Raw genomic sequence first — 13,301 nt, 5'->3', positions numbered from 1 at the left:
TTACTCAAACCGCTTGCTGCTTTGGTTCCCGGCGTCCAACGCACGAGGGCTTTGTCTGTTGTTCAGTCTGCGCTTTGCAAAAGACGATCCGCCACTCGTAGAAGCTGGCACAAAGAGAGTGAACAATGTCAGGATGACAGCGAGCAAGGAACACGCCAGCAAACGTACAACCATATCGAGCAAGTCGATTGACGACAGTCCCATTTCCAAAACGAGTCCAGCTAACAGTCCTGATACCGCCCCGCCAATCGTGAAGCTTTTGGCCAGATGGCGATTGTCAAAAATCAGACCCAGCGCCAAGCCGAGCAAAGCACCGAGGATCAGAACACTGACCACACGGGTGATGGCGTAAAACATGCTTTCTTCTGTCGCTCCTGTCCGCTCAGAAACAATATTGCGGTCTGTTCGGCTCATATCGTAAATCTGACCAAAGATTCCTGTCATTTGATCAGCGTGTTCGACATTGAAGTAGCTGCCGCCAGTCTCAGCAGCGATCTTTTGTAGCAACGCCGTTCCATCTGCATCGATTTGGCTCATGCCTACCGTATGGACAATCACTTGGTTTTGCTTGTAGGGCGCAAGTGCGGCAGGGATATCCAGATCACTATAGCCGTCAGACATCAGCACGACCGTACTGTTCGCCATCTGATTGGCTTGCAGCTGGTCCAGCCCCGCTTGCAGAGCCAGGTCGATCCGGGTGCCTCCATCCGTTCGCGGATATTGGAGCAGCTTCTTCACAACCTCATCCTTCACCGACTGGCTATTCAGCTCGGTGAGGGGTTGCAGCACATTCGTTTGATCGTGAAACGTAACCACTGCTATGTTCATGTCACTGTCCATGCGCCGCACCATGTCAGCTGCTGCTTTGAACAATTGGTTATCCGGGTCAGACGACTGCATGCTGCCTGACGTATCCAGAACCATGACAATATTGTTGGCCCCACTGGCCTGTTGAAACGATGACCCGTACAGCAGCTGAAGCAAGAGCGCCACTACGCCCACCATCAAAAACGTGCTGGGCACGAGCATTTTCCAGGAAAAGCCCAGATAGCGCTGCTTCCAGCCAACTCCATTCAGTCGTGGCGAGATCATTTCCGCAATGAGGCACATCAGTCCTACGAAAAAGGCATATTGACCAAAATAAAGTCCCATTAACAACCATTGCGGTATTTCTCCGGACAGCTTGCCGAGCATGACTTCCCCGACCAAAAATCCGATCACGCCACCTACCAGACTACAAACTAGCATGAGTAAGCTTACCCTTCTCTGACTCATGACGACTCATCTCCTCCCACGCGGCGAAAGACAAACCCGCTGTCCTCATAGGAAGCATGGTATTTCTTGTTATTGCGGTAAAACATCAACTCTTCCATGCCGAATCCACCCATCAGGTTCATTTTTTCTATCCCGCTTTTTTGTTCCTCGTGGATGCAGCCCAGCTTGTAGGTTCGTGTGCTCTCATCCTTGTGCAGCGCATACTGGACGAAGTCGTTGTGAATATCGGCAAACAAATACTTCTCCTCGTAGCGATGCTTTTGCAAGAAATGGAACACTTCGATGTGAACCGCTGCGCGCTCTTCCAGCACCAATGCCAGATCGAGGAACAAATCCTCCTTCGTCAGCACGGTTCGGTTATCGTAAGCAGCCCCGACGTTGGCACGCGCAAGCAGCTCCGCCTCAAAAGATAAAGCAAATGGCGCACGGGTGAGAATCTCATTCCGGCAAAACAGACACAGCCTCTCCACGAGTCCAGCGAGTCGATTCCCGCTGAGCAGAGCGCCGCTGCCGATATATCGTTGTTCCATGTAAAAATCACTGCCGCGTGAAGCTTCCAATGACCGGATCGTTTCATGGACGACCGATTCGTAATATTCGTCCACGTTTTTGCCCAAGTAGTCAGTCGCTTCTCGAACGCTCGTCTGGGCAATTTCCCGCAGTTGCTTATGCAAGGCTTCCAGCTGCTCGACTTGCTCACCTAACTGCCGGTGAATCTGCTCTGCCTGTTTCTCATAGCTCACAAGGATTGAGAGCATCATCTCCCAATCCAGCAGCTCCAGCTTTTTGCCATAAACAGCGTCCAGCAAATGACGAATGAAGGTCCGCACACGCTCCTTATCCCGTGTGAAAAACCCTCCTACGCGTATGTCCTGCCGATCCACTCGCTCTTGGTAGAGATCGACCAGCTCGGCTTTAATCTGTTCAACCTGTCGAGATGTCTCGCGAATTCCTGTACGCAGCTCATCCAGCAGGTTTGCTCCATTGGCGTGTTCGGCTGTAAGATAGTAAGCCGCATACAGCCCAAGCCGTTCATCCTCGATGACTGCTTTCTGAATCAAATCAGCCAAGGAGTCCTGAGACAGCATGTGCTCCAGACGTTTACGCGCCCCGGAAACGATATTCGCCTCAAAAAAGGCTTGGCTGCTGCCGTCAAACAAAGCCAGCTCCGCTTCACGCATATTCATACTGCAAAGCTCGCTGTAGCTAATGCCAGAGGTCATAAGCCCCGTCATTTCCTCCAGAATATGATCCTCCGGGAGAATGCCAGCCAATTTTCGCTGCAAATCATGCGCCGTCAATCCGAGTTTTTCTCTCGCTTTTGTTTTCGGCAAAACCTCGCCGTCCTGGAGTCGCTCCCAATAGCGGTCAAATACGGCGGACAGCACCGTCAGCGCAATTGCATGAGTCGGTCGCTTTACTTTGGATAGGCCAGCAGACGCGAACTTGGTATGCCCGTGATCGACCGTGATGCTGCGCATAAATTGCAGCTTGTTATAGCCATCATTGCTTTCATGGAACTCCGACTCTACCTTTTTGTTGTTCAAAAGCACCAGCTTGCTGATCAGCTCGTAATTTTCCTGCATGCCGCCTTCGATAAACAAGCCATGCTCTGTCTTGTCACTCAATAGGTACGCCAGCGAAAATAACGGTGCGTTCACATGCTCCACAGGCAGTTTCACGAGATCCTCCGTTACCAAGAGATTCGCTCGATAGCTGTAGTCGCTCCGCTGATAGCGATTGACCTCTTCCAAAAAGCTGACCGAGAGCGCTGTCGAGAACCCGAATGCTTCCCCGTTGTTCTTTTCCTGTAGTAGGACGTACAGGTCGACTGATACGTTTTTAAACAGCTCGTTGAGGTAGCCCTTGAGAAGCAGCGTCAGCTCTGGCAAAAGGACCGTGGCAGGGTCATCTGCCCTTGCCACGACAGCAATATGGACTTGCTGAAAAGCAGTGAACAACTTGCCCATTTCCGCTACCCGCACGCTTGCCAGCTTCATCACCTTGTTCAGTTCCATGGTGACAGCTTCATCGAGTAAAAAACGCTCGTGGATCGAAGTACGCATCTTTTTCTTGTCGGCATCTGCCTGCGGCAAGCGGCAGCCGATTACTTGCGGATGCTCCCACGTTTTGTCCTGATACGCATGGACATAAAGAACACCGTGACCATTTTGCCAATTGCGCTCGTTGTGGGCACGAACAGCTTGCAGTGCCTCTACGCTCTTATCCCCGAGAAAAAGGAAGAGCACGGGGTTTTGAATGCTTCGCTGTCCGTTTCCGCTATCCAGTTGTCTTTCCAATTCCGTAACGTATTGGGTCGCGAACTCTCCTATCAAATCCCTCATGCTTCCGTTGCCAAAAGATTGTAACAGTCTACACATCCTTTGTTTGCTTCCTGCTTCATTGTGTCTGCTTTTGCCGAAGCTACTTGCATTTTTTATGACACTCCTCAGGCGTAAATTCCGGTACAACGAACCGTACATATTAGCAGTGACTTGTAGATGTTATCATGCTAATTTAGCTAAATTGATAGATGCATTAAGGTCTCTATCTATTTCAAGCCCACAATCACATTTGAATACTCGATCTGACAGTTTTAGGTCTCTGTTTATTTGACCACAATCAGAGCAGGTCTTCGATGAGGAATACCACTTATCTGCTTCCATGAAACGAATACCATGTCTTTCGCACTTATACCGCAATTGTCGTTTAAACTCATGCAATTTCTGTTGTGCGATAGCTTTGGACAAATGGCGATTCTTCATCATGCCGGTAATATTCAATATCTCCATCACTACAGTGCCAGGTTTGGTTTTCACAATAGCATTTGTAGCTTGATGGAGGTGATTTGTACGGATATTTGTTAGCCTTCGGTGGAGCAAACGAATGGATTTTTCCACTTTTACAATGTTGCACGTTTTGACAAAACGGTTTCCCTCCCTGTTCATCTCGTATTTGCGAGAGACGTTACGTTGCAACCTCCGTAAACGTCTCTCTGCTTTCTTTATTGCTTGTGTCTTGTTGATATTTTTAAAGGTCATACCATTAGAGCAAACTGCAAGCTTCTTCACACCTACATCGATGCCAATGACTTCATTTGTTAGAGTAGGCTTTACTCCATCTTGTTCAATGCCAACAGATAGATACCAGTACTTACCGTCAAATGATATTCGAGGATTGCTATACTTTGTATCCATCGGAATTTGTTCTGAAGTAGAAACCCACCCTACTTTCAAAAGGAAGACGAGATCTTTCTTCACCTTCAACTTCACGAGGTCATTGTAAAATGAAGGCTTTGTATGTTTACGACTTTTAAATCTAGGTATGTCAGCTTGTTTCTTGAAGAACTTCTGATAAGCATCACAAGCATCTTTGACTGCTTGCTTGGTTATATCATTGGAAACATCGTATAACCAAGCAAATTCCTTTGACTGTTTCACCTGTGTTAGTTCTTTACGAAGACTTCGATCAGATAAAAACTTACCACCGTTTCGGTAGTTTTCTTCCTGCCTAGCAAGCGTCCAATTATAAGCCCAACGAGATGTTCCTGCTGATTTCCATAACTGATTTTCTTGTTTGGGAGTGGGTTTCAATCTAACTTTCATTGCAAGTATCATTTATATCACCATCACAAGACAAAACTTATGATTTAGTTTCACTCTCTAAAATCTGCAAAGCATTAGACTGTACTCCGAATATAGTAATAGATATGGAAAATAGGACCAACACCGTCAACTATTGCAGCGTCTTGCGCATATCGTTTACTTTTGACCAAACCTTTTTGTAGAACTGGAACAGCTCTTCACCGTTTACGTATTCGTCGCGGTCGTATTCCAGATCGTTTTTCGTTTCTTGGAAAGCAGATGCGATTTCATCGAGTTTTGCCAGCAGTTGCTGCGTATCCTCTGCTGAGGTCATCGCGTCACTGCGTTTTGCAGCCTTGCGCTGGATGGTTGCCATGCTCTTGTGATCCAATGCGCGGTATTTTTCATAGATAGCGAATTCGAAGTGTTTGTTGACCTTCATCAGGTTGATGAATGGCTCCCACGCATCTTCTTCCTCATCTTTGTCGTAGACGTAGAGCGCACCGCGCTTGCAAATCGTCCCTGTGTAAAGGGCTTCGATGAATCGGGTCACCAGCTCTTCTTCGTCCTTGATGGCACCTACGATCTGCTCCAACTCCTGGATTTTGGCCTCGATTTCTTCGTATTTGCGCACTTCTTGTTCGATCAGGCGAATCTGCTCTGGATAGCGAATCAGGTTTTCTTTTGCCATCTCTTCATTGATACTGCCGAACACATCACGTGTTGATTCTTGCTCTAAACCATCTCTCATAAAGCCTTTGAGCTCTACCAATGCACGCTTAATCTCGCCTGGGCTCAGCTTGGATGCGTCGCCTTGAGCTTGGTGCTTGGCTAAGAAAGCAGCCATGGAGAAGGACTTCGTCACGATGCTTTCATAGCGGTTGCTCGTCTTGCTGTCGCTGCCTTTTTCGCGGATAGCTCCGAAACGCACTGCACGATCAAACAGTTCGCGTACTTTGGCGTTGTAAGCTTTGATTCGCCCGTTTTGGTACGTATCTCCCCACGATTTTTCCGGAATCGGTGATGGGAGGTACGCCCAGTTGTTCTTTTCGGTTTGAACGAGGTGGCGTCCGATACCCTCTCTGTCCAGAATTGTACGTTCGTAGCTTTCCTCGTAGACCTTCAGCGGTGTGTAAGCGAACAGCGGAACACCGTTTTTCGTATTCAGCCAGAAGATGCGGTTTTTGACTTCGCTTTCTTTGACCGTGAAGCGCGAGCCGCTAATCGCGGTATCTTGATAGTTTTTAATCCCCTTCAAAATCGATGGTGCTTTCAGCGGCACGGATACAAAGCCCCAGGAAGGGAAGTGCATATTGCCGAGATTGTTGCTCAGATGGAAGACCGGAATCGCCTCTTCATCCAGCTTGCTCGCAATCTTGCGCTCTACGATGCGATCGAGTGTCTCATCCTGACCGTATTTGATCACGAGGAATTCTTCCATCGACTTGGTGATTACCTCACCGAACTTCTCCGAGAGGAATTCGGAAATCGAACTGATGATATCCAGCTCCTGCTCTTTGACCCACTGATCGGAGTGTCGCAGCAGCTCGCTGGTGAAATCGCGGATCAGGTCATCCGCATCTTTTTGCTCCAGGATGTTGCTGACTACTTTGGAGATATCCGGCACACTGACGATGTTCCAGTAGTATGTCTTGTTGCCAGTGCGGTCGCTCTCTTCACCGCCGTTGATCAGAATGTCGCCGTTTTGCTCGAAAATTTGGTTGAGTGCGTTCAAAATCTCAGTAAATACGTTATAGATGCGGTTGTTTTCTGCATTCAACAAACGGTGCAGCTCTTCGTAGAATTCGATCATTTGCTCTAGCTTTTCCTGATCAGCCAGGAGCTGGTATTCGTTGATCTTCGTTTCGATGTAGCTGTTTTTCTTCTTCTCCTTGGAGATGAAAGCACTGCGGGCATCGCCCAGCTTTTCATTCGCATTCTCTCGCGCGCCCTCGATCTCACGCGGGTAGCTCTCCAAATTCGCCTTGAGGCTCTCAATGTAGGAGAGGATCATTTTCATCAGGCAATAGCCTTTGTCCGAATGAATCAGACGGGACGCATAGAATGGTCCTTGCTGCGGGTGCAGGAATACTCGCGTGATCATTTCGCCAAAAACAGAGATCATGTCGCCTGGCATCTGCTTTTTGGACTTAATGTACGCTTCGCGCGCTTTGGCGAGATAGCCTTGCTCCAGTTCGTGGTCGATGCTCACGACTTGCTGAGTGATCACGTTGCTGTAGTTCAGACGCTCACTATTTTCATAGCCTGGCAACGGTTCAGGAACGCGCTCCTCGAACTTGCGGGAAATCGAGTCGATGTCGATTCCCAGCTTGCGGGCGAATTTCTCCGTATCTTCTTGCGTTGGTGCTACCGTGAACATTTTTTCCATCTTTTTAAACAAGCGATAGGCCAAGTATGTTGTCATCTCTTCGATCGGCAAGACAGCAGAAGAAGCACCGATGACGTTGTATTGGTAGTTCGCTGCGTACGCTTTTGGCATCTGGTTGATGTTCGTACGGATGTTGCTGATATAGTCGTGGATCGCAAACTCTTCACCCGAGCGTTTTTCTTCGCTCGCCATGAAGTTCGTAATGTTCTCCGCGGTTACGTTCATGCAGTAATCGTAGGCGTTTTCCAATGCTTTGCCTTCGAGATTGGTCGCAGAAATCAAATGACACAGGTTGAATGGCGGCATTGGCGATTGGACGGTGAGCACGTTGCCGTATTGCTGGCGGAAACGCTCATTGCGCTCGTCTGCATTCATCCAGTAGTCGAGCTCTTTTAATGCCGCGTAGCCGTTTTTCATGATGTAGTCGCGTGTGTGCGAGCTGAGGCTCTTGTTCGACAGGTTGACGTCAGGCGTGAACAGGTAGCCCAGCGTATTCACCTTGTCTACCCCCGCACTGCCGAAGTCGCGCTCCAAAATGCCCCGTACGATATAGGCGATGTCGAGGAAGCAACCACTTCCCGTTCCCCCGGACAAACCGCTTAAGAGGAATACGGTCAGCTTTTTGTTCGTGCCCTCGCATAGCATCTTGACCTTTTTCTCAATCGTTTGGACGACTTGCGTAATTTTCGTAAAGAGAAGTAGGCGACCCGCCTGGCGTACACCCGATGCTCCGCTGATTCCGTCCGTAATTGTCAGTTCTGGCGAGAGCCAGTCGGTGATGTACGGCTCGAGAATGCTGCGATTCTGCAACACACCGCCGATCTCAGGATTGGACAGGAGTACGAACTCCGTCACTGGATCGAGTCCGATTCCCTTGTACTTTTTGTTGCGGTCATGCTCATTCGTTTCAAACGCGATAAATTCAATATTGTCCGGCTTTTCCTTGCGCTTCTTGGAAAGCTGGTCTACCGGCAGCTTGAAGCGTCTGTTCACTTGGTATTTCAGGCGCAAAAGCGCATCAATTCCTGTACCGCCAAGACCGATGACGAGCATCGGGTTATCGATTGTATCTACGCGAATCTTGTCACTGACGATTCCTCCGCCGAGGGATACGTCCAATTGTTGAATGTGTTCTCTCACAACTGCTTTCATAATTGACTCACTCCTAGACGATGTAATCTACATATAAGGACTTGTTCACATTCGTTAACGAAATTTTGATGCGATCGTTTTTCTTCAGCTCTTTGCCTTTGCTTGCATCGAGTACACGTCCAGCCTTTTCGATTCGGCAGTTCGAACGGTTTTCGATGATCAGTGTATCGTTTTTCCCTGGTAAAAAGATGACTTTCTCTGTCTCCGCAAACTCAGGGGCGAGCTGCAAGAGTTGGTGCAGCTTCACTTTTCCTTTGAACGCGTTCAGTTTCTTGTACTGCGGATTGGACTTTTCCCCTGTATCCTCATCCACGATCTCGATGGCGATTTGGCCCGCGAAGCCCTTGTTCGCCTTGCGATAGATCGACAGTGCGTACAAGCCTGCACCGATCAACAGGATGAAAACCACGGTACCTCCTACTACGGTCATCCATGGAAATGGTTTCGATTCTGCCGCAGGATCAGTAGTTGTGTTCGGCTTGCTCGCTCCAGAACCTGCCGTTTGGGAAGCATCTACAACGAGAGGTTTTGTCTCCCGGTAAAAACTGGTGTCTTCTGCCTTGATTTTTATTTCGTACGTATGGTCAGCCGGGATTGTAAAGCTGCCTTCGAACCCGCTGCCCGTATTGTTCAGGACGACCTCATTCGTCTTATTGTCCTTCTTGTCATTGACGATCAGCGTCGCCTTCATCTGCTTGTACAGATCAGGACTCGCTACCTTCTGTCCGTTTGAAACAAGTGCAGCCTTGATTGGTACGACATCGCCAGCCTTGAAGCTCTTGGCTGTGACTGGCTCCATCTCCAATTGCAGATCGTAGTTGAAGATGAGGTTAATATCGATTTTTTCCTTCGGGGCACCTTTTACCTGTAACTTCCAACCACCCTGCTGTGGCTTGACCAGCTTGATCATCGTGTACGCATTGGACTTCGACAGTCTGACCTGGTTGGAAGGGATTTGTACTTCCTTGCCCGCTGGGTCATACAGCTTCACTTCCACTGCTTTTTGCGACATGATCGAGATGTTGGCTTCCATGACGCTGCCATTCGGGATTGGGATCGGAATCTCCTGAGCCTGACCGTTTGCGACGAAGCTTTTAACCGGGACAACCTTCAGCTTCAGGTGATTCGCAAAGATTTCGCTCAAAATTTGCGGGAGCTTGTCCGCTGTGCTCGTTTCGAAAAATTTACCATTTGTCTCCGCAGCAATCTGCTGTAGTGTCGTGCGGTTAAGCTGACCGTCTGCATTCAAGCCAATCGTGTAAATCGGATAGCCTTTGTCTTTGGCCTCTTTTACTGCTTGCTGCAGCTCTTGATCAGACTGTGTTTGGGTACGGCTTGATGCTTTGTTCAAATAGTTGTTTCCGTCTGCCAACAACACGATAATCGGCGCATTGTTTGGATTGCGTCCTGCATCAAGGATTTTTACTGCTTCCGTTACCCCGACAGCGATATCGGTGTAGGCTCCTTTTTGCAGACTGTCGATGAAGGCTTTGATATCGTTCTTGTCTTCTTCGGAATTAATCTCAAGCAGTGCTTTTTCCCGCTCGATCTTGTCGGTATAGGCGACGACACCGATTTTGTTCGCTTGGATCGACGTCATGTCGACGAACATTTTCATCGCTTCGTTGCTGACTTTGTTCTTATCGCTCTGGGTCATGGAGTTGCTGACGTCCACGACCAGGACAGCGTCCATATTGTTTCCGCTCGTTTGCGCAAAGCCTGGATGAGTGACGGAGAGGACACTGACCAAGAGCAGGGCAAGACATGCTACGTATCGACATAACATTCGGAATCGTATTATTTTCATAAGAGCTCCTTTTCTTATTCGTTACAAAGAATTTGTGAAGTGTTGCAAAGGAAGTAAGACTATGACACTATTACCACTAGATTCAAGAAATAGAAGACAAATGAATAAAAAGTACTAGAATGATTGCCCCTTACTCGTAATACGATACGACATGATTCTTTGTTACAGATTTCGACAACTTCGTTAGGAGAAATTTTATGTTAACTTACTTTCTGTTGTTTGCGGCTTTTTTGCTGCTAGCGGTCCGATTCCTCAAGCTGCTGCGACTGAAACGGCGCAATCTCTCCAACGCCGAAATCGACCAGCATCTTCATGCCTTACTGAATGAGAAGAGGGATTCACCATGAGAAAACGAATCGGCGTCCAATTTCGAAAAACCCGTAAAACCACTCATACGTATGAAAGAATTCAAGCGTGCACGCGATGCCATACGTACCACGTCCTGTGGGAGTCGCATTGTGAGACCTGCGGGAGAGCCTACACCCCGATCCGCCAGGTTTCCCACGGTGTGACGCGCCGCTATGTGCAGACGCGCTTTTTGCTCTTGGGCTTGTTCGTCTGTCTTGCTGTCCTTTCTGCGGAGACCCTTTTGCAATTAGCTCTCGCAGGAGGTATTGGCTGTCTGTTGTTCGTCCTGTTTTTCGTGATACAGAAAAAATACGGCACCCACGAAAGAGACATACAATTTCAACACTTTTTAACGAGGGAAATGGAGACGCTCAAGAAGTCACTCCTCCGTCATTTGGAAGAAGTGGGCAACGACGTCAAAGAAGGACATCTAAAGGAAGCTTATGAAAAAACGAGAGAGATCGGGCATTTCATCGATTCCGATACGATCAAGATACGCAAGATCATGTTCCTCAATCATTACGTCCTGCGCAAAGACATGGAGCTGGAGCTCGAAACGCTCATTCCGTCTATGTACGACAAGGACTTCATGGAATATGTGCGCGAAGTCATCAAGGTCCAGCCTTCGCTCGTCAAAAAATCCGTGCTTACTTATGTTAGACGTTATAAAAATCAAATATTGTTGCTGGAAAACGGGGATCAGCTCATCGGTCAAGTGGCAGGTGCAGCGCTCCGCATGAAGTCTTATGTGGACGAGTATCAGGATCTGATTATCGAATTTATCGATTTTTTGCCTCGCGAGCGCCTTCTGCGATTGGCAAAAATGGTACAAACCCATAAGGATGAAGGTTGGGAACAACTATATCATTCTACCAAAAACAGGGTGGATACGCATTACGCGTTTGACCCGGATTTCAAAGGCTTACTGTGAAGGAGGAGCCTTTTATGTTGCCTATCTCTCCCTATCATAGGTCCCTCTGGGTCCGTAATATTTTTCTCGGACTCTTTGCCTTGGGTCTGATCGCCGTTCTGTTCAAGCTCGGATTCGGGTACAAGCAGATTACATTGTATAAACAGGCAAAGGCGTTTTATGAACAAAAGAACTTGCTGCAAGCCGAGGAAACCTTTTCTCGTGCGCATGATATGGCTGTTCTGTCCTACGGGGATGACGAATGGAATTCCATCATGTTCCAACTGACTGCTATCCGCACCGAGCTGGAAGGGCTTCACCAGTATTCACGTTCTGCCATTTCGGAGAAGAAGGTCGCAGAAGTCGGTGCAGTCTATGAACAATACAAAGCAGTCAAACAGAAATACCAGAATCAAAAGGACGTACCGGCGATGTTTTTCCAGCAATTGTCCGCTCATTTGGGTATGGATAAGAGCTTTTCCGATTATTACTTGAATGCCTTGCAAACAGCCAAGGCGCAGGCACAATCGAATCTCGAAAAGGAAAACTATCAGGACGAATCTTTCATCGAAACACTCCTTGCCATTCCAGATGAATACTACGGCGGCAAAAAGAAGAAGCAGGCTGAGCTCTCGTCCTTGTTCCAGAACTATGAAAAGACAAAGCTGCGGGCGCTGATTGCTTCGGCTCCTTTTGAAGAAGTCATCACCAAAACGGCTACAAGCATACGCCATTACGAAAAACTGGGTATCGAGACAGATTGGTTAGTGGGTCAGTTGGAAAAGTATGCGCTAGCTGAAATAAAGGAAGTCATTCGATCGAAGGATTTGAGTGCCTTCGTTGACATGGCAGCCGCCTATCGAAAAATTGAGGATGTGCTGTCCAGTGATTCACCTGTCCTCGATTCGATCACCCGCTATCTGGAAGGCAAGCTCAAGCAGGCAGAACAATACATCAAGTCGTTCGAGTTCACCAAAGCGCGTGAATTGTACGAACAGTTGAATCCGCTCCAGGATACGGCTACACTCCTGTCCGATCTAGAAAAGCTCTGGTTGGAATACGATCCAACACGTTTATTGCAATTGAGATATCCAGACAGAACGTTCACCGATATGCTCTCCGGCACAGATCGCTGGGGAGCACAGCTTTACGCATTTGGACTCTCTGAGGCAGATCAACGTCTTTACTTCGCAGCGAAAATGCCAAATGACTCGCTCCTCTATCTGGATCAGTCGCTGGATGTGGACATGAAATCGGCTAAGGCGAAGATCGACGATACTCTCGGGAGTAAAGAAAAGCCTGTGATTATCGTGAGTGCTTCCGGCAAGGAACGTGCTAACGCCTACACGGCACTGTCTCCGAATTTGACAAAAGAGACTCTTGAAAAACGCTTTTCGGTCGAGGCGGATGAACTCAGTGTAGAAGACTCCGAGCATCTGATTATGAAAAATCCGGTAGGCAAAGGGGAAAACGAAATCGCTTTGTTCAAGCTCGAGGACAATGGCTTGGCTTACATTGAAAAGCTAGCTGACCTGGATGAAAGTTCCGAAGAAACCACCGAGGGAACTGAGTCAGGAGAAACGACTTCCCCTGCCGACGAGTCGACAGAAGCGACGAATCAAACTCCCCCTGCCACTCAAAAAATCGATGTTTTTGCAGGTCCCGGTGAAGAATACGAGAAGATCGGTCAAATAGTAGCAGATGGTTCCTTCCAAGTCATCGCAGATCTGAATGGCTGGTACCAGATTGTGTTTGATGGAAAAGAAGGCTGGATACGCGCTACCGATTCAACGCCGTAATCAGTCTGCGAAAATTGAGCTCCCCTCGCGATCATGA

General features: G+C 48.2%; 8 protein-coding genes. 3 read left to right on the top strand and 5 right to left on the bottom strand.

From position 1 onward, the window contains the following. From ACM6JA_RS30280 to ACM6JA_RS30260, 5 genes are all read right to left on the bottom strand, one after another. The gene (locus tag ACM6JA_RS30280) at positions 1 to 1,275 is read right to left on the bottom strand and encodes a vWA domain-containing protein (RefSeq protein ID WP_414855391.1); all 1,275 of its coding nucleotides are present in this window, start codon (positions 1,273 to 1,275) and stop codon (positions 1 to 3) included. Beyond that, positions 1,272 to 3,620, bottom strand: a complete 2,349-nt coding sequence (locus ACM6JA_RS30275) for a hypothetical protein (RefSeq protein ID WP_414855390.1) — start codon at positions 3,618 to 3,620, stop codon at positions 1,272 to 1,274. The genes ACM6JA_RS30280 and ACM6JA_RS30275 overlap by 4 nt, the downstream gene beginning before the upstream one ends. 162 nt (positions 3,621 to 3,782) lie before the next feature. Beyond that, the gene (locus ACM6JA_RS30270; protein ID WP_414855389.1) at positions 3,783 to 4,892 is read right to left on the bottom strand and encodes an RNA-guided endonuclease InsQ/TnpB family protein; all 1,110 of its coding nucleotides are present in this window, start codon (positions 4,890 to 4,892) and stop codon (positions 3,783 to 3,785) included. 118 nt (positions 4,893 to 5,010) lie between these two features. After that, complete coding sequence (locus ACM6JA_RS30265) at positions 5,011 to 8,400, bottom strand: tubulin-like doman-containing protein (protein WP_414855388.1); 3,390 nt, start codon at positions 8,398 to 8,400, stop codon at positions 5,011 to 5,013. A gap of 13 nt (positions 8,401 to 8,413) precedes the next feature. Continuing rightward, positions 8,414 to 10,207 (bottom strand): vWA domain-containing protein, encoded by a 1,794-nt coding sequence (locus tag ACM6JA_RS30260; RefSeq protein WP_414855387.1) that lies wholly within the window; start codon positions 10,205 to 10,207, stop codon positions 8,414 to 8,416. Between the two features lie 197 nt (positions 10,208 to 10,404). Between ACM6JA_RS30260 and ACM6JA_RS30255 the strand changes: the two genes are divergently transcribed. From ACM6JA_RS30255 to ACM6JA_RS30245, 3 genes are read left to right on the top strand one after another with little or no spacing between them, the layout of a single operon-like run. Continuing rightward, positions 10,405 to 10,554, top strand: a complete 150-nt coding sequence (locus ACM6JA_RS30255) for a hypothetical protein (protein ID WP_007724683.1) — start codon at positions 10,405 to 10,407, stop codon at positions 10,552 to 10,554. Continuing rightward, on the top strand, positions 10,551 to 11,486 hold the full coding sequence (locus ACM6JA_RS30250) for a hypothetical protein (protein ID WP_414855386.1): 936 nt from the start codon (positions 10,551 to 10,553) through the stop codon (positions 11,484 to 11,486). The genes ACM6JA_RS30255 and ACM6JA_RS30250 overlap by 4 nt, the downstream gene beginning before the upstream one ends. A gap of 14 nt (positions 11,487 to 11,500) precedes the next feature. Then, positions 11,501 to 13,264 (top strand): SH3 domain-containing protein, encoded by a 1,764-nt coding sequence (locus ACM6JA_RS30245; RefSeq protein ID WP_414855385.1) that lies wholly within the window; start codon positions 11,501 to 11,503, stop codon positions 13,262 to 13,264. Positions 13,265 to 13,301 lie beyond the last annotated feature (37 nt).

Source organism: Brevibacillus sp. IT-7CA2 (genome assembly GCF_949767855.1).
Classification (GTDB): Bacteria; Bacillota; Bacilli; order Brevibacillales; family Brevibacillaceae; genus Brevibacillus.
Note: the sequence above shows the minus strand (reverse complement) of the source record. Positions and strands in the feature narration are given on the sequence as shown.

Excerpts from the sequence above, each read along its gene's own strand:
- ACM6JA_RS30280 (WP_414855391.1), bottom strand. The coding sequence starts at position 1,275 with ATGAGTCAGAGAAGGGTAAGCTTACTCATGCTAGTTTGTAGTCTGGTA.
- ACM6JA_RS30275 (WP_414855390.1), bottom strand. The coding sequence starts at position 3,620 with ATGAGGGATTTGATAGGAGAGTTCGCGACCCAATACGTTACGGAATTG.
- ACM6JA_RS30270 (WP_414855389.1), bottom strand. The coding sequence starts at position 4,892 with ATGATACTTGCAATGAAAGTTAGATTGAAACCCACTCCCAAACAAGAA.
- ACM6JA_RS30265 (WP_414855388.1), bottom strand. The coding sequence starts at position 8,400 with ATGAAAGCAGTTGTGAGAGAACACATTCAACAATTGGACGTATCCCTC.
- ACM6JA_RS30260 (WP_414855387.1), bottom strand. The coding sequence starts at position 10,207 with ATGAAAATAATACGATTCCGAATGTTATGTCGATACGTAGCATGTCTT.
- ACM6JA_RS30255 (WP_007724683.1), top strand. The coding sequence starts at position 10,405 with ATGTTAACTTACTTTCTGTTGTTTGCGGCTTTTTTGCTGCTAGCGGTC.
- ACM6JA_RS30250 (WP_414855386.1), top strand. The coding sequence starts at position 10,551 with ATGAGAAAACGAATCGGCGTCCAATTTCGAAAAACCCGTAAAACCACT.
- ACM6JA_RS30245 (WP_414855385.1), top strand. The coding sequence starts at position 11,501 with ATGTTGCCTATCTCTCCCTATCATAGGTCCCTCTGGGTCCGTAATATT.